Origin of the sequence: Pseudoalteromonas sp. NCIMB 1079, assembly GCF_040567695.1 — a bacterium.
Classification (GTDB): domain Bacteria; phylum Pseudomonadota; class Gammaproteobacteria; order Enterobacterales; family Alteromonadaceae; genus Pseudoalteromonas; species Pseudoalteromonas distincta.
This window is the reverse complement of record NZ_JBEWZA010000002.1, coordinates 73,606-93,422: the sequence shown is the minus strand read 5'-3', so window position 1 is coordinate 93,422 and position 19,817 is coordinate 73,606. Positions and strand designations below refer to the sequence as shown.

General features: G+C 36.0%; 16 protein-coding genes. 7 read left to right on the top strand and 9 right to left on the bottom strand.

Annotation, left to right across the window (positions count from 1 at the left end; translation table 11 throughout):
• Window position 1 precedes the first annotated feature (1 nt).
• Window positions 2-1,021, top strand: coding sequence for a ferrochelatase (gene hemH, locus ABX891_RS17235; protein WP_354630204.1), 1,020 nt, complete (start codon window positions 2-4; stop codon window positions 1,019-1,021).
• Between the two features lie 416 nt (window positions 1,022-1,437).
• Here hemH and ABX891_RS17230 read toward each other — a convergent pair whose 3' ends face one another.
• The 6 genes from ABX891_RS17230 to ABX891_RS17205 all read right to left on the bottom strand — a co-directional run bounded on the left by ABX891_RS17230 (window position 1,438) and on the right by ABX891_RS17205 (window position 7,399).
• A complete protein-coding gene (locus ABX891_RS17230; RefSeq protein ID WP_290192300.1) occupies window positions 1,438-1,758 on the bottom strand; it encodes a hypothetical protein in 321 nt (106 codons plus the stop codon).
• 9 nt (window positions 1,759-1,767) lie between these two features.
• Window positions 1,768-2,511, bottom strand: coding sequence for a nuclear transport factor 2 family protein (locus tag ABX891_RS17225; protein WP_290192301.1), 744 nt, complete (start codon window positions 2,509-2,511; stop codon window positions 1,768-1,770).
• A 250-nt stretch (window positions 2,512-2,761) separates the two neighbouring features.
• Window positions 2,762-3,505 (bottom strand): ferredoxin--NADP reductase, encoded by a 744-nt coding sequence (locus tag ABX891_RS17220; RefSeq protein WP_354630203.1) that lies wholly within the window; start codon window positions 3,503-3,505, stop codon window positions 2,762-2,764.
• A gap of 515 nt (window positions 3,506-4,020) precedes the next feature.
• Window positions 4,021-5,619 carry an ABC-F family ATPase gene (locus ABX891_RS17215; RefSeq protein ID WP_182755808.1) on the bottom strand — a complete coding sequence of 533 codons (1,599 nt, stop codon included), beginning with the start codon at window positions 5,617-5,619 and terminating at the stop codon, window positions 4,021-4,023.
• Window positions 5,620-5,910: 291 nt separating this feature from the next.
• Window positions 5,911-6,651, bottom strand: coding sequence for a substrate-binding periplasmic protein (locus tag ABX891_RS17210; protein WP_354630202.1), 741 nt, complete (start codon window positions 6,649-6,651; stop codon window positions 5,911-5,913).
• 7 nt (window positions 6,652-6,658) lie between these two features.
• A complete protein-coding gene (locus ABX891_RS17205) occupies window positions 6,659-7,399 on the bottom strand; it encodes a substrate-binding periplasmic protein (protein WP_354630201.1) in 741 nt (246 codons plus the stop codon).
• 195 nt (window positions 7,400-7,594) lie between these two features.
• Between ABX891_RS17205 and ABX891_RS17200 the strand changes: the two genes are divergently transcribed.
• Both ABX891_RS17200 and ABX891_RS17195 read left to right on the top strand, forming a co-directional pair.
• Window positions 7,595-8,212, top strand: coding sequence for a UPF0149 family protein (locus tag ABX891_RS17200; RefSeq protein ID WP_354630200.1), 618 nt, complete (start codon window positions 7,595-7,597; stop codon window positions 8,210-8,212).
• 144 nt (window positions 8,213-8,356) lie between these two features.
• The gene (locus ABX891_RS17195; protein WP_354630199.1) at window positions 8,357-9,478 is read left to right on the top strand and encodes a cysteine desulfurase family protein; all 1,122 of its coding nucleotides are present in this window, start codon (window positions 8,357-8,359) and stop codon (window positions 9,476-9,478) included.
• Between the two features lie 11 nt (window positions 9,479-9,489).
• Here ABX891_RS17195 and ABX891_RS17190 read toward each other — a convergent pair whose 3' ends face one another.
• Genes ABX891_RS17190 through ABX891_RS17180 form a run of 3 tightly spaced genes read right to left on the bottom strand, consistent with a single transcriptional unit; the run spans window position 9,490 to window position 14,708 of the window.
• Window positions 9,490-10,386 carry a phosphoadenosine phosphosulfate reductase family protein gene (locus ABX891_RS17190; RefSeq protein WP_197116864.1) on the bottom strand — a complete coding sequence of 299 codons (897 nt, stop codon included), beginning with the start codon at window positions 10,384-10,386 and terminating at the stop codon, window positions 9,490-9,492.
• On the bottom strand, window positions 10,370-13,768 hold the full coding sequence (locus tag ABX891_RS17185) for a hypothetical protein (RefSeq protein ID WP_354630198.1): 3,399 nt from the start codon (window positions 13,766-13,768) through the stop codon (window positions 10,370-10,372). Before ABX891_RS17185 ends, ABX891_RS17190 begins: the two co-directional genes overlap by 17 nt.
• Window position 13,769: 1 nt before the next feature.
• Window positions 13,770-14,708 (bottom strand): DUF4007 family protein, encoded by a 939-nt coding sequence (locus tag ABX891_RS17180; protein WP_354630197.1) that lies wholly within the window; start codon window positions 14,706-14,708, stop codon window positions 13,770-13,772.
• 232 nt (window positions 14,709-14,940) lie between these two features.
• On the opposite strand from ABX891_RS17180, the gene ABX891_RS17175 reads away from it, so the two are divergent.
• Genes ABX891_RS17175 through ABX891_RS17160 form a run of 4 tightly spaced genes read left to right on the top strand, consistent with a single transcriptional unit; the run spans window position 14,941 to window position 19,787 of the window.
• The gene (locus ABX891_RS17175) at window positions 14,941-16,596 is read left to right on the top strand and encodes a DEAD/DEAH box helicase (RefSeq protein ID WP_354630196.1); all 1,656 of its coding nucleotides are present in this window, start codon (window positions 14,941-14,943) and stop codon (window positions 16,594-16,596) included.
• Between the two features lie 11 nt (window positions 16,597-16,607).
• A complete protein-coding gene (locus tag ABX891_RS17170) occupies window positions 16,608-18,413 on the top strand; it encodes an ATP-binding protein (RefSeq protein ID WP_354630195.1) in 1,806 nt (601 codons plus the stop codon).
• Window positions 18,414-18,466: 53 nt separating this feature from the next.
• A complete protein-coding gene (locus ABX891_RS17165) occupies window positions 18,467-18,871 on the top strand; it encodes a hypothetical protein (protein WP_354630194.1) in 405 nt (134 codons plus the stop codon).
• Window positions 18,864-19,787, top strand: coding sequence for a phospholipase D-like domain-containing protein (locus ABX891_RS17160; protein WP_354630193.1), 924 nt, complete (start codon window positions 18,864-18,866; stop codon window positions 19,785-19,787). Before ABX891_RS17165 ends, ABX891_RS17160 begins: the two co-directional genes overlap by 8 nt.
• The last annotated feature ends 30 nt before the right edge of the window (window positions 19,788-19,817 follow it).

Genomic DNA, 19,817 nt, shown 5'->3' with positions numbered 1-19,817 from the left:
TGTGTCGCGATTTTCTGCGGTTACTGACAACCCCCATGATGGGCGTTTTAACCAAAAAACGGGAATACTGCTAACTAACTTAGGCAGCCCTGATGCACCAACAGCGGCTGCGCTTCGTACATATTTACGCGAATTTTTATCAGATCCACGCATTGTAGAAATACCGCGCTTGGTATGGATGATAATTTTACATGGCATTATTTTACGCGTACGCCCAAAACGTTCGGCTAAATTATACGAAAGTATATGGACCGAAAACGGCTCACCACTTACCCATATTACCCGCCAACAAAGCGTAAAGCTAAATGCCTTATTAAAAGAGCAAGGTTATACCAATACAGAAGTAGTAATGGCAATGCGTTATGGCAACCCGTCAATAGAGGCAGGCCTTGAAGAGCTTCGTGATAAAGGCCTAACGCGTATAATTATTTTACCAATGTATCCGCAATATTCTAGCCCGACTACGGGTTCTACATTTGATGCGGTATCAAGCGTACTGCGTAAATGGCGTTGGGTGCCAGAGCTTCATTTTATAAATGGGTATCATAAAAACACCCGTTATATTGAATCGCTTGCTAATAGTATTAGTGAGGATTTAGAAGCGAATGGTATGCCACAAAAAATTGTTTTTTCGTATCACGGTATGCCTAAATTGTTTTTAGAGCGCGGCGATCCGTACCATTGCCTATGTTTACAAACCACGCGTTTAGTTGTCGAAAAACTAGGCCTTGATAAAGACAAAGTAATTAGTACTTTTCAAAGTCGATTTGGTAAAGCAGAGTGGTTAAAGCCTTATACCGACGCAACTCTTGCAGCCTTACCTGATGAAGGTATTACCGATGTAGCTATTATAAGTCCTGCTTTTAGCGCCGACTGCCTAGAAACACTTGAAGAGCTAGAAGGTGAAAACCGTGAAATATTCGAAAACGCAGGCGGCGAAAAATACCGTTACATAGCGGCACTAAACGACAGAGACGACCATATAGAAGCTGTGTTTGATGTTATAAAACCTATGTTGTAACCCAAGCTTACTAAAGCTAAATATATTACGCATTAAGCGGTGTTAAAATTAACACCGCTTTTTTGTTTTTAGGGCTTTTAAAATATTTAGTTAATTAATTCACAAAGAGGTTAAGAGGCGCTGCGCTTTTAGAGTGAGTGATAAAACATATAAATACTGGTTTTGGCTTTTCTCATTTACTCCTCTTTTACTTCTCATTGTGCAAATAAAGGCTTTTAAAGAGCGAATTATTCACAAAGAGGTTAAGAGGCGCTGCGCTTTTAGAGTAAATGATACATATTGGCTGATCTGGTTTTTCTCAGTTATTACTGATTACCTTATCTTTGTGAAAGAAATTATTTATATTTTTTAGTAATTAAAATAAATAAAAATGTACGTTTGAGGGGAGGCAATACCTAAGCAACAGCAATTAAACGCTATCGCTTAAAGTATAAATCAATCGCTTTTGTGAGGAGCTCGTCGAGTTGTTCTTCAAATTCTTCAATATTAATATCAAAGTGCTTTAAGTAAGCCCGAGCCTGCACAAGTGATAAATTACGGCTGTTAACGCTATATTGTCGCTCGTCTATGGTTTTATCGTAACGTGGTAAAAATACAAATTGGCCATAAAATGGTGACTTAATATGCTTGTTTGCAAAACGACAAAAATCTTCAATATGCTCAGCACCCTTAGGTCCAAGGCAACCTGGCTCAATGCGATACATTAAGCGAATTTTTTTGTCGTCATTTATTTGCATTTAAAGCCTTTATCTAAAAAACAGTACGCGTACTATTTTCCCATCTTTAATTTGATAACTCGAAATAAGTTCTGAGCGTTTATCAACTACGTTTTCGTCAGTTGAACAAGTTTCTGAAAGTTCGTGATCAATCACTATATCACCGTGCACTATGCGCTTAATTGGTGATGAGTGAATACACTTCAACTTTTTAAACATTAGCCCATAACGTTCTATTAGTTTTTCTTTACCTTTAAATAATAGCTCATTAGGGAAAATATAAAACTCAACATCTTCGGCATATACACGAAGAAACTCTTCAATGTTACGCGCGTTATATGCTTTAACTAGCTGCTCTACCACAGCAAGTGATTCGCGCGATTGTTTAGCTTTAGTTTGCTGCTTAACTGTAAGTGCTTCTTTTGCTTGCGTTACAGCTTTTTCAGCTTCGGCTACAGCCACTGCTTTTTCTATTTTATTTTTAGGCTTTTCAGCAGGTTTAATTTGCTCGTTACCTAATACTTTTGAATCGTCTGGTTTAGTCGCATCAATTGTTGGCTTTTTAAGCTCTGGCACTTTGTATTCAAGCGTATTTACTTTGTCGTCAGTGTTGGTTTGAGCTACTGATTGCTCATTTTCAACTTTTGGCTTTTCAACGCTTGCTTGAGCTTCAACTTGCGGCTCTTTTTGCTCAGGCTCGCTTTGCTCTGCGGCATAAGTAATTAGCGCAACGGTAGTGACTAATGAGGCTAAAATAATAGATAACGGTTTCATAACTTTCCTAAAATGAACACTAAATACGTGTAATACCAATTACATTAAATAGGCGATCTATTATAGCGTTAAAAAATAGCGCAATAACAACGCGAAAATTGTGACATATAGTTGTTCTATATGAATAACCTTTAACGCAGTTAGTGAGTTATTTAATGCGATAGAATGATCATATTTTTGATAAAATTAGTATAAGGGTGCAACATAGCAAATTTTAACGTTATCGGGTAGTTAATACCACCACTGAAGCCTACCAGTACTGCTCTACCGTAATATTGCCGGGGTTTTTACGGCGGTTACGCGTAAAGTTTTTATCGAGAAGTAGCGCGGTTGTGTCTTTTACCATTTGTGGATTTCCGCAAATCATAAATTGTGCATTACTGGGCTTTGGGTCTAACTTTACATATTCAAACAAGCGGTTGCTCTCAATTGCGTTAGTAATTCGCCCACTTAAGCCTTGTAATGGCTCCTCTCTACTTACAACAGGAATATAGTTGAGTTGTGCTGGGTACACTCTTAATAGCTCGTTAATAAGTGCCTGATAGCTTAAGTCGTTATTAAAACGTACGCCATGCACTAAATTTATAGTTTTGTATTTTTTCCATACATCGGGCTGTTGTAATATCGATAAAAAAGGCCCTATGGCAGTGCCAGTCCCTAACATCCAAAGCTGATCACTTTGTGGTATTTCATCAAGAGTAAAAAAGCCAGTTGCGTGTTGTTCTATTAATACGGTTTCGCCAGGTTGTAATGTAGCTAAACGAGGAGAAAGCAAACCGTCAATAACGTTAATAAGGTAAAATTCAAGATCGGGATTTTCAGGAGCATTCACATATGAATAAGCCCGAGCAATACGTTTGTCGCCATCCATTATTGAAAGCTTTGTAAATTGGCCAGCTTTAAACGGCTCTACATTAGCATTAACGGTTAAGCTAAAGAGCGTTTCGCTCCACCATGTTACGCTTTTTACTGTTGCTTCAACCCAATTAGACATAGTTACCTCTTGGTTTAGCCATTAAAGTTTTAAATAACTCACTCCATAAACATTAGCATTAAGCGACAAAGACTTACAGGAGAATATGACTAGATTTAAAGCAATGGTGTATGCAGTATTTACCAATAAAATAATGTGAATAATTAGCTCTGCGATAAGAGCCATTAATTGCATAAGGAAAAGCGAAGCAGCAGTAACTAAGAAAAATAAAGTCAAAAAAACAGTGCTTTTTTATTTTATCACTCACTTTAAAAGCGCTGCGTCTTATATCACCATTAGTGAATTATTTACTTGAAAAACTATTGTACTAGGAGAAGCCAAAGAGGAGTAAATGAGAAGAGCCAAGCCAGAAAACGAGTATTTTATCACTGACTCTAAAAGCGTAGCGTCTCTTAATCTCTTAGTGAATTATTTATTTAAGCCTTTGTTAATTAATTTTATAGTTAAACTCAAATTCCACACATAAAAAAACGGCGCTAAATTTAGCACCGTTTTTATAAGCAATAAGAAAAAGTTTACGCTTTCTTCTCTTCACAACTTGCTAGGTATTCGTCAAACGTACCTTGGAAGTCGATTACTTTTTTATCTTTAATATCAATGATACGTGTAGCTAATGACGAAACAAACTCTCGGTCATGGCTTACAAAAATAAGCGTACCTTCAAAGTCTTTAAGCGCATTGTTAAGCGCTTCAATGGCTTCCATATCCATGTGGTTAGTTGGTTCGTCCATAACAAGCACGTTAACGTCTTGCATCATTAACTTACCAAATAACAGGCGGTTTTTTTCACCACCAGAACAGTTACGCGCTTTTTTGTTTGAATCGTCAGCTGTAAACAACAAACGGCCTAACATGCCACGAACCATTAAATCGTTGTGCTTAGCTGTACGCCATTGCGACATCCAATCAAACAACGTTAAATCGTTATCAAAATCTTTAGTGCTGTCTTGCGGGCAATAACCAAAGCTCGCATTTTCAGACCATTTAATTTCGCCTTCATTACTTTTAAGCTCGTCTACTAAACAGCGTAAAAATGTAGTTTTACCCACACCATTTTCGCCAATTACGGCAAGCTTAGCGCCAGCTTCAAGTAAAAAGTCGCCGCCGCTAAATAACGTTTCGCCATCAAAACCATGGCCAAGCTTATTAACTTCAAGCGCCTGACGATACATTTTTTTACCTTCGTCAAACGAAAGCGATGGGCTCATACGGCTTGAAGATTTAACTTCATCAAGCTTAATTTTATCCATTTTTTTAGCGCGCGAACTTGCTTGCTTAGCTTTTGAAGCGTTAGCACCAAAACGGTTAACAAAGTCTTGTAGCTCGTCAATTTCAGCGCTCTTTTTAGCATTTTCAGCTAAAAGTTGCTCGCGTTGTAAGCCCGCAGCTTCTAAAAATTTCTCATAGTTACCAGGATAAATACGCAGCTCACCGTAATCAATATCGGCCATGTGTGTACATACCGAGTTTAAAAAGTGACGGTCATGCGAAATAATAATCATCGTACATTTACGTTTGTTAAGCTCGTTAGCAAGCCACGTAATTGTATGAATATCCAAGTTATTGGTAGGCTCATCGAGTAGCAAAATGTCAGGGTTTGCAAATAACGCTTGTGCTAAAAGCACACGTAGTTTCCAACCTGGGGCAACGTTTGCCATTAAACCGTAATGAAATTCTTTATCGATACCTGCTTCAAGCAAAATTTCTTCAGCGCGGCTTTCAGCTGTGTAACCGTCCATTTCAGCAAATACACTTTCAAGATCGGCAACTTTCATACCGTCTTCTTCGCTCATTTCTGGTAACGAGTAAATACGTTCGCGTTCTTGCTTTACTTTCCAAAGCTCCACGTCGCCCATAATTACCGCGTCTACAACGCTGTATTGCTCAAAAGCAAACTGGTCTTGGCTTAGGTTACCTACTTTTAACCCTGGAGTAATAGATACATTACCCGCACTTGGAACAAGCGCACCGCTTAAAATTTTCATGAAAGTCGACTTGCCGCAGCCGTTAGCGCCAATTAAACCGTAACGGTTACCGTTACCAAATTTAGCTGAAATGTTTTCAAACAACGGCTCTGCGCCAAACTGCATCGTAATATTTGCGGTGGAGATCAAAAAAGGTAATCCTAGATTAGTACTGACAGGAGTACGCTGCAGCAAAACGCCACAAACAAGAACCAGACAATAGGGTAAATTAGCTGGCGAATTATACAGATCAGCCACAACGAATGAAAGATAAAAGGCAGCTAATTTATAACCAAGTAAAAATAACGGCAATTCTCGGTTTTAAGTCATTATTTTTAGCGTATGTAGTGTTGAATGTGCTTACAGCCACAATGTAAATAATTACTAATGCCAAGCAATATTAAAGAGGGGGCGCCAAATAGCTAAGTTATTAGCTATGTTTTAATGCATAGGTTGGTAAATTGACTTTATAGCCGCCTCGTTTTTGGTAATTAACTGATTAACAGTCGCCACGTCATCGAGTGTTAGCGACTCCTTGCTTAGCATAAAGTGCACATTGTTAACGTTAATCGGTGTAATAGTTTTTACCGGCGAAATTGAGGAGTGTTTTTTCACAAAGTACTGCGCAACCACCGAGTCTTCAATAACATAGTCGATTCGTTTTTTATCTAACATGCTAAACCGATTATTTGCTTGAGCAGTAAGCACGACCTGTTTTGAATACTTGGTTGTGAGTTGTTCAAGCTCATCACCAAAAAAGCTTCCTCGGTTAATACCTGCTGTAAAATCTTGACTAAAAAGATCAGCCAAGCTGGTTACATCAGCCGAATCTTTATGTTTATAAAGCAGCATTATTTCTTCGCGATAAGGCAAACTAAAGTGCGCATATTGAGCACGTTGCTCTGTATAGCTTGCCGCGTAGGTTATATCTACTCGGCCATTTTTAAGCTCAGCTTGAACACGCGAAAAACTCGGAAAATAAGTCCATTTAATACAAAATTTTGAATCTTTAAAAATAGCGTTTACAGCATCCACTTCTGTGCCTAAAAATGTATCACCTTGTTTTACAAGATAAGGCGGCCAATTAGTTTCGTTAGTGCCCATTACCAATGTTTTTGAACACGCAAGGGCATTAAAGTGAGTAAATAGCAGTGTAGTAAATGTTAAAAATAAAGTTTTCATTACACTCCTAGTATTTAAACAGCGCATTAAGTGCTGTTTTGTTTTTGTTTATGTGCTCATTAATTATTGCAAGCTCAGTAACCGACACCGTTTGTTTGCTAAACATTAAATAAATATCGTCTTTATTTACATACTCAATGTTGGTTACTAATTTTATATTTGAGCCCTTTTGGCCAAAATAAGCACCCACTAACTCGTCTTCAATAGCAAAATCAATACGTTGTTTGTTAAGCATTTCAAAGCGTTTACTGGTTGCACTGGCGTATTCAATTTGTTTTTTATGCGTTGTTTTATATTGCTCAAACTCCTCGCCGTAATAGCTTCCAAAGTTAGCGCCAACAATAAAGCCTTGTTTAAAAATGTCTTCGAGGTTTTTAACGCTATGCTGATTATTTTTGTTTTCGTATAAACGCATAACTTCAGTTCGGTAGTTATCACTAAAGTGCACATATTTAGCGCGCTCATTTGTATAACTTGCAGCCCACTCTAAATCAATACGGCCGTATTTAAGCTCAATAAAAGCCCGCTTAGAATTTGGTAGTAACTTAACTTCAAAACAAAAAGGGGAGTCAGCAAATATAATGTTAAGTGCATCAACCTCCGAGCCTTGCAGCTTACCGTTAATGCCCATTACATAAGGCGGCCAAAAAGCATCGTGCGATGCCACGCTAAAGGTTCTTTCACAAGCAAATACATTAAATGGAGCCGTAAACAGCAAACATAAAAATACGGTAATTAATTTATTCATTACGCCTCATAGTTATTATTTTGCTCATTATTACAACAGTATAAACCAGCTTTTGTATTTTAGCGGCGCGGGTTTGCTTAAATTTGTAAATATTTCGTTAAAAATTCGTTTTAGGATAAAACAACCAAACTAGCGTTGTTGGTAACCTTATCTATGGGTACACTAATAATAAATTTATACATAGCAGGGCACGTTATGTCGCCAACTAAAATTCGCAACAATGTTATAAAACTCAGTGAATTAAGCACTAAACAACCAAACTACTATTTTATACAAGGTTATTTAATGGGGTTAGGTGTATTACCCCAAATGCTTCCCCCGAGCGAGTGGCAACCTGATTTATTTGGAGATATTAACCTTCAAAAAGAGAGCGAGATAAAATACCTTGAAAGCTTAATGGCGTTGTATAACCAAAGCATGGATAAAGTAATTCAAAACGAATTAAAAATGCCAACAAAATGTAGCCTATCTAAGCAAGACTATCGGGATTCGCTAAAGCCGAACATGCCCCTACCAAGTTACTGTAAAGGGGTTTTACAGGCGCTTAAAAATATAAATAAACGTATGCTTGATGCAGGGCAAAAGCAGGCTCTTAATAACCTAAGCAGCGTTTTAAAAGCATTTTCTAATGAAAAAGCAGCAACAAAAGAATTTGGTGAATTTGCCCAATATAACGCCCAAGAATATAAACGTAATTATGTGTATTTTATGGCCGACGCTATTGTTGAACTTCGATTTAGTAACGACCTAACTTTAAGTGATGAAGATGAGGCCGAATTTAACGACAGTTTAGGCGAGCTAGTGTCTAGTTAGCAGCAAAGGGTGGCAAGCGCCCCTGAATTTGACAACACACTCGGGGTAGTGGCTTTAGCTTTTTAAGTTCATTATTAAGCGGGTTTAAATTAATGATTAAGTACTTTATGGTATTATTAAACGCTCAGATTAAGGATTAATTAAATGATATATCTTGATACAGCGGCTTCGTACCCACTACTTCCAGAAGTTAAAACATCTTTAATAGATGCATTCGATAATTGTTATGCAAACTCAGCCTCAGGTCACATTTTAGGTGAAGCGGCTTTACAAAAAGTAGATAAAGTAAGAGAAGAACTTGCTGATATGATCGGCGCATATCCAAGTGAAATTATTTTTACTAGCGGTGCTACTGAGTCTAATAATATAGCCTTCAAGAGCATATTACTTAATAGCGATCATCCAAAAGATAAAAATCACATTATTATTAGTGCTATTGAGCATAAATGTATTTTTGCTATTTGCGAGTATTTAAAAGGCGAAGGCTTTGAAGTGTCCATTGTTTTGCCAAACAAAGAAGGAATTATTGAGCCTAAAAGCATAGTAAGCCTGTTCAAACCATCTACTGCACTTGTTTCTGTAATGCATGTTAATAATGAATTAGGTACGATTAATCCTATTTCAGAGATTGGTGAAATATGTTTTGAGCACAACATTCTTTTTCATAGTGATGCAGCGCAAAGCTTCGGGAAAACTGAGGTTGATGTAGATGATCTGAATGTTGATATTATGTCGTTTTCAGCTCATAAAATCGGTGGTCCAAAAGGTATTGGAGCTGTCTATATTCGAGACTTGCGCAAACGCTCTCTAACACCTGTTATTCATGGTGCAGGGCAAGAGCAAGGAATTAGAGGCGGAACAGTAGCAGCGCCGTTAATAGTCGGTTTTGGAACGGCAATAAATACATTTCCACACAGTTATCTAAGCTTTGTAGATAAAGGGATACGTAACTACTTGTTAAAGCAGCTTACTATTGCTGAAATCCCTTTTTCTATAAACGGTAATGAAAAAGCTTTACCGCATATGGTTTCCTTAACTTTACCTAAAACAAATGTAGGTATTTTGGTACGAGACAATGAAGAGCTCTTTTGTTTAGCTCAAGGCTCCGCTTGTTCTTCTAAAGAAATTGAAGCATCACATGTTTTAACAGCATTAGGTCTGAGTCGTGAAGAAGCTGAATTTACTTTTCGCATAAGTTTTACGAACGAAATCACCACCGCAGATATTAATCTATTGATTTCAGCTATAAAAAAAGCGGCTATTTAGCCGCTTTTTTATTATTTATAGCATGTTACACAGGCTCCACCGCCTTCTGCTTCATCATAAATATCATCTAATTCATTGAATTCACATACCCCGTTAAAGTCGCCTAACAGTGCATTGCGACGCTTTTTCTTGTTAAAGCGAGCAACTTTCTTCTCGTGATTTTCAATAATTCTTTTTTGTACTGCTGGGTCTTCTAATGTTTCTAATGGCTGGCCTTGGCCCATCCAATAAAAGCGTTCACCTACAGTAGTATTGTTGTCATCGCCTTTTTCAAAAGCTTTGGCTTCTTCAAATAAATCAGGGTGCTTTTCCATAAGCTTAACCCATTCAATTTTTCTCTGATAAAAACAAAATGTACAACCAGAGCGAGAGCGCCATTTATAATATTCAGGCAGTTCTAAACCATTGCGTTGTAATATATTTTCGATGTCACTTCTTACTATGCCGTGTTCTCTAAAGGGAAAAACAGATTCAATTGGCTTTTCAATTGTCATATAGCCTACGCGTTCAGGTTCATCTGCTCTTATGCCAACATAGTTTTTTATTTTGTAACCATCTTTAATAAAGCTATCTAACCACTGCTCAAAAGGTTTTAGCTTCATTTGAACAGTACACCACCGATCTCTTTGAGAAGGTAAGTAATTACCATGCTCTTTTAAAAGATGAGCAAAGTCTTTTTCACCACGGCCTTCAATATTATTTAAAGAACGCGCGTTTAATCGATGAATATAACCAAGCTTTTCTTCAAGTTGATCAATAAACTCATTTGTTTCAGGTAACTCATAACCCGTATCGGTAAAGAAGTACTCTACGTCTAGTTCAGGATAAGTTTCTTTAACAAATAGAGCTAAAGCGCTACTGTCTTTACCGCCAGAGAGGCCTAAAACATGTTTAACTTTCTGTGTCATTTGGCACCTCTATTTGTGTTTTATCCATCAAATTAGTTAATAAGTTCGTAAGTGCAGCCAGTTGCTTTTCTTTTGGCATTTCGGCAATAGCTTGTTCAATGTTATTCACAGCTGCTTGAACGTCACCGTCAGCAGCTAAATCATGCTTAGTAAAGCTACTATATTCTTGATGATTACCATCGTTGTCTGTAGTTATAAAAGCAATGGGTTTCGATGAGCCTTTAGCCTGAAAATTGCTAAAAGATTCAATACGTCTAAATTGCACGCATAAATTTTGTAGTTCATCTAGTCCAGTACGCAAAAGTTTGTCTGTCCATTTAGGCTCAGGCACACCCGTTAATATATTAATTACAAACTCAAATTTAGATTTACCATCAATGAATTGTGACAAGCGATTTGCTAAATCTTTTACTTTAGGTCGTTTAGCTTCTTTTTCAACTATGTCGCAGCGGGCTTTTAAAACACTATTAAAATCTTCGCCTAACATATTAATAATAATCTGCTTAAAGCCGTTGAGTAGCATTTCGTGCTGCGCGCTTAAATCTTCTATTGCAGTTTTAAGATATGCGCCTAGCTTTTCTTCAACTTCAGGGTCATCTTGTTTAAAGCCAAAAACAGCGGGTAAATCATCCAACACTAATTTGTATGGATCATTTGCGGCGATCACTTTATTTCTAAAATCTCTCGCTTGCTTAGTTAATCCACTTTCATTTGAGCTAGTAAAACTTTCGCCACTTGTTTTCTTTACCCATGTAGGTAGTTTATGAACAATTCCTACAATATGCTTAGCAATATTTAAAATTGCATCATCTTTTTTAGCTTCACCTAAAGTTGCTTTAGCAAGGTTATCCAATAAATGGCTTTGGATTTCTGATATTTTAAAGTACCTAACGCCTGCTTCAATCGGGTGTTTATATATTTTATTAACCAACTCTTCGTCAAGTTCAGGTATAAATACAAACTGCTTTGTCGAATCCCAGTCATAAAAAGCAACTTGCCCTTCAAGTGCCTTTAATAATGCTAAACCATATATGCGACACAAACCTGCGGTTAAACCGAACGGTGGTAACATCCACATTTCATAAAGTTCGGCCATTGTTACATGTTTTGTAGCTGAGTTATTTTTTATGAACTCAAAACCGCTTTCAAATAATTCATGCATTTTGGGGTTAGCATTTATAGATTCTTTACTCCACTCACTCGGGAATAAGTAACCCTCAGGTGTTTCGCAGTGCCAACCTTTACTCTTCAAACAAGATAGGTAAAGACCCTTTTCTGGAGGGAATGATTTATCATCAAATCCAAGATCTTTTTTATCGCCGTTCTCAAACATTGCATTCATTAATTTTCTTATTGCACTGTTTGCACTCCCCGAAGGTTTAGAGCGGTTAACTAACTCATTTATTACCGGAGGCGACTTACTAAATATGACTTCTGCAATATCAGAGGCTATTTTTGTTACAGGAAGTAATGCTAACTTTTTGCCTAAGTATGACCAGCTAGCATTTTTATAAGCATTTTGTAGTTCAGTCTCTACATTTGATTGCGCAAACTTTATTCGGCTCTCAAGCTCATTTTTAGCAATTAAATCATGAGCAATTTTTTTCTCATCTTTTAATATTTTGCGAAGTGCTATCAACTCAATTGCAGCTGTTTTTAAATTACTAAAATCATTAAAAGTACCAATTACAACAAATGGCATTGTTTTAGCATTTTCTTTAAGTGTTTTGGCAACATCAGGATTTGTTGGTAGAACAAAAGATAAAAATGCTTCACCTGTTTTAGGTTTTGTTACAAACGATTCAAATACTTGAGCATCAAACTTATTTAAAAGTTTAGTTGTTGCCCAGCGCATAGTGCCTGTTTTGTGGTAATGCGCTGTCGCTAAAATATTCTGTGGTGTCGCACATGCTTCAGTCCAATCAATACCTTCACTAACAACTTCAATCTGTTCACTAATAAGGTTATTAATATCTATATCGCTGCCCTGAAACACAAACAAAGCATCATGTTTTTGGCGATAAATAATAACAGTGCTTGCTTCTAATTCCGCAATCGCATCATCAACATCTTCAATTTTATAGCCTCGACATACAAAATATTCTTTTATGAAGTTTCGTTTTGCATGTAACTGATGATGAAAACCGAAAATAGTTAATAGCGCTATTAGCTTAGTAATAGCTATATGAAGCACGCCACCTTTTTGCTCTGCCCTATATATTGCATCAGAGCCTTCGAGCCACGCTTTACTATCTTGAGAGGTAACAATTAAATGGTGTAAATTGTGGTAAAGGTAATCCCAGTACATTTCTGGGCGATACAAAGCTAGCTCTTCATTAAACTCACTGTAACTATTATTTAAAAACTCTCTAAAACCATGTTTTTCATGTGAGGCTAAAAAGCCAAATAAGCTACGCTCGTTCTGAGAAAAACGACGACGAGAAACAGGGCCAAGCAATAAACTAACAATAGGATCTAATGGTAGCGTTTTACTCAGTGCATTGACGTTTTTATTTTGATTAGCAAAAGCACCACTTACAGTATTAACTAAATTGGCATACTTTGATTCAATAGCATCTGCTACTTTCGGTGCTCTATAAATAGAATCACCAACGAGGGTCAAAGATTCATCAATTGATGGGTTAAAGCTCAAATCACGGTAACGGCCTTGTACTTTGCTCCATTCTTTTTGAGTTTTAACATCTTTATTTTTAGCATAATCCGAAAAAGCTTGATGTAAAAAACCCATAAGCAGCACAGGGCGTTTTGCTTGTTGTACAATATCAGCTAAAGATTGGAATAAATGTAGGTCTTTGTTCTCACGAGATTGGTAATCTAAAGCTTTACCCATTTCATCAAGTAAAATTAAAACACCGTCTTCATTTTTACTGGGTTTCTGTAATAATTTTTTTATTTCAGCTAAGCATTTATCATCATCAAAATCAGCTATTTCTGTTTTATCAAAGTCTTCATCAAATGCATTAAGTAAGCTAACTAAAATACTGTTCGCTGGCGCTTCTAAACCACATACATGCTTAACTGTTTGCCAGCCATTTCTTAATTCAAAGCGTTTATCAAAATCAGTAATAATATTTTGAGCACTATTCAGCTTTTGCAATGCATAAGTACGTTGCTCAACATCTATAGAAAGTAAGCATGATAAAAATAAGGCAACTGTTGATTTACCCGACCCATAAGGCCCAGTAATAGTAAAAGCGCGTTGAGTGCTATTTTCAAATTCGCGGCTAATGGTATCAAGTACATTGATGGCTGTGCCATGCAATACAAATTCATCAATAAATGGAGAAAAATCAGTACTCTCAGTATCAATTCGTGTCGAACTTTTGTAGCGTTGATTTATTGTAATTAAAGTGTCTGACATATTATTTACCGTAGTACATATCTAAGTAATTGATAGCGTTATCTTTTATATCATCTGATATACTTACTTGTCTCAACCCTAGCGAATCAACCCAAGTTACGTGCTTATCAGTAAATTCTTGCGCCTCGTCTAATTTTTGACCTAAGCCCGACTCTGAAAGCCTAAAAATTCTTCCCGGAGAGCAAGGTTTTGTCAGAAGCGAGTCAAAATCGATAGTGCCAACGTTTGAATCTTGAGTTTCGTTATTAAAAAATTCAAGTAAGGCAAAAATAAATATCTCAACAGGTAATTCAGGACGCTCAGACAAATTACTTATATAGAATCCGCCCCCGTTATCTTGTAGTAAGTTCAGCTCAGATAGAGGCGAAGTAAAGTGATCCTCATCGACTTTAGTTATTTTTTTAGCAGTACTATTTTTTTGTTTTTTACTGTAAGTATTTAAAAAGCAGTCAATATCTTTTTTTAGAGTACTAGGGTTGCCAACTTCTGTTTTTACTAATCGTTTTGCATCATCATAGCAATCATCGGTAAGTTTACTTTTTTCAAAATATTGAACATTAGAATAATTAAAAAAGTAACGATAAGCTGTAAGGCTTTCATTATTAAAATTTAACCAGAAGTGCAGTAACCAAATAGAACCAGGTAATTCTAAAAAAGGATCTTGTCCTGTTTTATCTAAGGCACCAAACAAGTATTTACCACTATCAGTCACATAATGACCATATTCACTTTGAGGACTTCTTTTTATTACATTGCTTGATTCAGCCCAATACTGAATCGCCTTTACCATATTTTTACCAACACCTAATTCAACAACAGAATTGCGAATACTGTCTTCGCTAGACGAAAAATTGCTTTTATTATTCAAATGATTAATAGCTTTGAATAGCCATCCGTAGCGTAAAGGAAAGGTGTCATGCCCTGTAAATTTCGCTTTCATGCTAATTTTGTAACCTTTAATTGGAGAGAATGTCCAAGAGCAATGTTAACTTTATTTTTGTAGCAGCGAAAGAACTTTATCTCAGAATGTGTATTTATGTACAGTAGTTATTAGCTATGAGTATAACACCTTGTTAGGTACATACTTTTGTTGTAGTCTCTGGAAATATGAATGCGAACTTAATCGCGTGAATTTAATAAGTGCTTTTATTTTTAAATCTTAAGGAGAAGATGTGTTTCAAAAGTGTCTAAACTGTTTTAGTGTTAATGCTTTAAAGTTTCTCGCAGGTCAAGATTCATTGTCATTCTTTGAGAATACTTTGAACATAGACAAGTCATACTATGATGAAAATAATCAGCAAAAGTTATTAGTTCAAGCAATAATAAACTCAAATCCAACGCGGTTACTTTTAGCTAAAACAAGCCGTGAGTATTTTATTGATCGATTGAGTAAAGAAGACATCAATGAAATAATCTTTAGAATAAACGGCTCTTATGTAAACGAAATTAATCCTGAACACTACGTAAATGTAAAAGATTTCTGCAATTCACAGATCGGGCTAGTTACATTTTTGAATTCTTTAGGGTTTAATTTTATAGATTCCAGCAATAAAACCGAAGAATATAAAGCGTTCCGCACTGTAAAGCCTGAGTATGGATTATACCCTTATCAAATAGAGATATCAGATAAGGTATTTAATTCGATAGAGTTTGGGAATAATAATAAAGCGATAATCCACCTACCTACTGGCGCTGGAAAAACCCGAACTGCTATGCATATAGCATGTCGCCATTTGATGACAAAAAAAGATGCGATGGTACTTTGGTTAGCTAATTCTGAAATTTTATGTGAACAAGCATCTGAAGAATTCAGTAAAGCTTGGCAAAAATTGGGTAATAGAGAAATTATCCAAGGTCGTTATTATGGTTCTAATAACTTTTCACTTGAAAGTATCAAAAGCGGCTTTGTTGTAGGGGGATTACAAAAATTAGTTTCTTATTACAACTCAATGACACCGCATCAAACCGCAGCATTTGATAAAAAAATAACATTAGTTATTTTTGACGAGGCTCATCGAGCATTAGCTTCGACTTATAAAGAGGTTTTAGAGCGCTTTTTGGAGTTTTCTCCACAAGCTAAGTTAGTTGGTTTAACGGCTACGCCTGGGCGTGTTTATAAAGATGATAAACCTGAATTAGATCCGGAGAACAAAGCTCTTGCTGAGCTTTTTGGTAATAATAAAATTACTATGGATGTTGCGCCTTATCAACCAATGGAGTTCTTGATAAAAGAGAATTATCTAGCTGATCCTCAGTTTATCGAACTAAATTATGACGATATAGATATTTATAAAAATACCAGTGCTTTAAGTCATTTCACTGAGAGTGAGTTGTTAAAAAAACTTAGCAGTTCTAACAATCGTAATTCTATTATTCTTAAAACAGCAGTTCATGAAGTAAAAAGCAATAATTCAAAATTGATTATTTTTGCTTGTGATATTGAGCATGCGAGAAACTTAGCATTTTCTCTATGCTGCATGGGCGTTAAAGCTGCATCTGTTGATAGTAAAAGCACTACTTCTGAAGAAAAAACTCAAATTATCGATAATTATAAGAATGGCGATTTAGATGTTTTAGTGAATTGTGAAATGCTTACTACAGGCTTTGATGCTCCAGAAACAAATGTTGCAATTATAGCCCGACCCACTAACTCCTTAGTCTTATATCTACAAATGATAGGCCGCGCATTACGCGGTAATCCCCCCTTAACTCCTAAAACGGCACGTATATATACAGTGCTAGATGAAATATCAGAGTTTAATAATGTTAATTTAGCTTTTAAGCATTGGAATGAAATGTGGACAGAGCTTGAAAATGAAAAACTTTAAAGGATTATAAAATGTCTTTAGTAAACCCTAAACAATATATTATTTCCGCGCGCTCTAACGGCTATAAAGATACCGCTTACGCTATTGCTGAGTTAGCAGATAACTCAATTCAGGCTGGGGCAGACAAAGTTGAAATCTTAATTTTTGAAAATCAAAAAAGAACTATTGAAGAGATTGCTATTGTCGACAATGGGGCTGGGATGTCACAGAGCTTATTAGCTTCAGCTTTGGGTTTTGGTGAGTCTGGTCGCGAGAAAGATAAAGATGGCAACTTATTAAATGATGATACTAAAGGAATGGGTAAGTTTGGTATGGGTTTACCTAATGCATCTGTTTCTCAATGTAAAAGAATTCAAGTATGGAGTTGGAAAAATAAACATGAGATTTATTATACGTATTTAGATGTTCAGGAAATCATAGACGGTATTTATAGCGACTTACCAGAACCAACTCTAGTCGAAATGCCTGAGAAATATTTAGACTCAATGTTTGACGGAGACATGCCTGAGTCAGGTACATTTGTTTTATGGTCAAATCTAGATAAATTAAAGTGGAAGCGCTCTTCAACATTATTTGCTAAATCACAATATGAAATAGGTAGAATGTACCGTAGGTTTATCTCTAAAGGTCAGTGTTCAGTTCAATTTAAAGTTTTTGATACTTTTGGTGGTTCTAAAATGCAGGCCTTAGAACGCGAAACTAAAACAGGTTTTATTAAAGCAAATGACCCCCTTTACTTGACTGCAGATTCTGCTCTACCGGATCTTCCTGGGTTACATGTTGATGAAACCCCTACTTTCTTTGAAGAGCTGGAGTCTTTTCCTTTTAAGGTTGAGTTCCAAGGTGCTCAGCATACGATTCATATTAGAAGCTCAGTTGCTAGATCTGAGATGATCACTAGGATTCTTAATTTAGGTAGTGAGAACCAAGCTGGTAAAACTGACTATGGGAAAGACTGCTTAAGAAATTTCGGGATATCTGTAATGAGGGCAGACCGTGAAATTGAGCTTATTACTAATGAGTTCTTCTTAAAAGATGACGCATATAAAGCGCGTTTTATGGGAGTTGAGATTGATATTCCTCCTTCACTAGATGAAGTTTTAGGCGTTACAAATAATAAGCAGCATGCTCATAACTTAAAAGAATTAGATGCGGATAAAATGGATTTAGATGAAAAGGATGTAATTGAAAAAGATGACCTGATTATCGAATATTTACGAGAGAATGGTGATGAAGAGAGAGCTGTACTTTTTGAAATATCGACCAAACTTAAAAAAGTAGTTGCTAACGCTCGTAAAAAAGCAAAATTGTTACCAACAACAAAAGTAGGTACTGTAACTCCTGAGTTGAATGAAGACGATAAAGTTAGCATCTTAGTTAATACAGTAATGAATAAGCGCGATGAAGTGAACCCCGGGAATACTTTAGCTCAAGAGCCTGACTATAAAAAGCTAGAGAAAAAGCTCGTCGATGATTTTGGCTATGATGAGGCAAATGCAAAATTAACTACTAAGAAAATGGAAGATTTACAATCTAGAATAAGTGTTCAATATAGTAAAACTTCTAATCAATCTTTTTTCGAAGTAGAAAACCTTCAAGGTATTGCCGTACTTATTATTAATCCTGAGCATGAGTTATATACAAAATTCTTAAGCCAAATGTCAGATAAAGATAAAATGATATTTAAAGTGCTTCTAGGAGCTTGGGCATTGATGGAAGACTCTACAACTAATGAAAATAAACGACGCCAACTTGAAAGAGCACGTAATGATTGGGGTGAAGTTATTGAAGAGATGTTTGAAGAGTTAGACCTTTAATGTGGGTAAGGCTAACAAGATTAAAGTTGTTAGCCTTAGATAAGGCGTAGAATATGAAAACACTATTTGATCCAGTTAGCTATTTTTTAAAAAAAAGAAAAAAAGATCCTATAGTTCGTAATGATCTGGAACAGCAAGTCGCCGAAGTAGCTTTGCAGTTTCCAAAAGAGTTGAACACAAGTATCCAGATTGTAAAAAATAAATCACATGATGCTTTTGAATTTAATTTTTTAAATAATCATTTGTATATAGGTATAAATGGGAGCCACCCTTTTTATGAAAAAGTCTATTCAAAGTCATCAAAAGAGCAAAAGCAAATAATAGATTTTTTCATCATTAGTATGTGTCAAATGACATTTGAAACAACTAATGAGAAGGTACAAGAGAGAGATATAAAGTATGTTTCTCGATTGAGTGAGTTTCTTGAAGATAAATTGGCGAGTATGAATTTTGAGTAATTTATTTTCAGGTGATAAATTAAAAACTGATTTAGAAGTAGTCTTGCCTTCTTGTAAAAAATTAGTTGTTGCGTCAGCTTTTATTTCTAAAGTTGGCTTTGAGTGGATGGATAGTTTAATTACTGCCGACTGCTCGAATGTTTCACTTATTGGTAGGTTGATACCAAGTGACTTTCTAAGTGGGGCTAGTGATTTCGTCACTATTAAGCGAGCGGTTCAAAAAGGTTACCATGTAAAAGCATTATTAAACTTACATGCGAAAATCTACCAAATAGATGATGATTTAATATTCAATGGTAGTGCTAACCTCACTGGTAAAGGGCTCGCTATTGTTGCTGAAAGTAACTATGAAGCATGCACTAGAGTTGAAGGCTGTACAGAGTCTAATCGTTTTATTAATAAACTAGTAAATGCAGCAGTACCTTTAGATATATTAACTCTTGAAAGAATGGACTTGTTTTTAGAGCAATACAGGCATCAAGAGGCGTCTTTTATTCCCTCTAGTTGGCCTGAAGAAATACTCCCCCAATCTTCTGACTTGTTCGTATCTGACTTTCCTTTAACCCCGCCCGGTATCAGTACTTATGAGTATGAGTTAAATCCCTCTTTACCATTTGCTCAGATAGAAGCTAATAAAGGTAATTCATTCGAGGCTGCTAAGTTGTTCAAACGAAGTAAAGCTTATCACTGGATAAAAAAACAAATTTTAGATAATAAAACGGATAGGAATTTAGGGTTTGGTCAAATATCAAGGCTGTTACATGATGAATTAGCTGATGATCCTGCACCTTATCGTCAAGAAATTAAGAGCTTACAGGCTAATTTATATTCTTATATCAAACAGTATGCTTACGATGAGATAGAAGTTTATATGCCAGGTAGACGTAGTGAAGTTTTGAGAATAAAAATAGATTAATTAATAATTGTTTTCTCAAGGTTTAAACAC

Bases quoted from the DNA above. Each gene is read 5' to 3' on its own strand.
- ABX891_RS17205 (WP_354630201.1), bottom strand. From the start codon at position 7,399: ATGAATAAATTAATTACCGTATTTTTATGTTTGCTGTTTACGGCTCCA.
- ABX891_RS17170 (WP_354630195.1), top strand. From the start codon at position 16,608: ATGTCTTTAGTAAACCCTAAACAATATATTATTTCCGCGCGCTCTAAC.
- ABX891_RS17200 (WP_354630200.1), top strand. From the start codon at position 7,595: ATGTCGCCAACTAAAATTCGCAACAATGTTATAAAACTCAGTGAATTA.
- ABX891_RS17230 (WP_290192300.1), bottom strand. From the start codon at position 1,758: ATGCAAATAAATGACGACAAAAAAATTCGCTTAATGTATCGCATTGAG.
- ABX891_RS17195 (WP_354630199.1), top strand. From the start codon at position 8,357: ATGATATATCTTGATACAGCGGCTTCGTACCCACTACTTCCAGAAGTT.
- ABX891_RS17210 (WP_354630202.1), bottom strand. From the start codon at position 6,651: ATGAAAACTTTATTTTTAACATTTACTACACTGCTATTTACTCACTTT.
- ABX891_RS17180 (WP_354630197.1), bottom strand. From the start codon at position 14,708: ATGAAAGCGAAATTTACAGGGCATGACACCTTTCCTTTACGCTACGGA.
- ABX891_RS17165 (WP_354630194.1), top strand. From the start codon at position 18,467: ATGAAAACACTATTTGATCCAGTTAGCTATTTTTTAAAAAAAAGAAAA.
- ABX891_RS17185 (WP_354630198.1), bottom strand. From the start codon at position 13,768: ATGTCAGACACTTTAATTACAATAAATCAACGCTACAAAAGTTCGACA.
- ABX891_RS17220 (WP_354630203.1), bottom strand. From the start codon at position 3,505: ATGTCTAATTGGGTTGAAGCAACAGTAAAAAGCGTAACATGGTGGAGC.
- ABX891_RS17190 (WP_197116864.1), bottom strand. From the start codon at position 10,386: ATGACACAGAAAGTTAAACATGTTTTAGGCCTCTCTGGCGGTAAAGAC.
- ABX891_RS17225 (WP_290192301.1), bottom strand. From the start codon at position 2,511: ATGAAACCGTTATCTATTATTTTAGCCTCATTAGTCACTACCGTTGCG.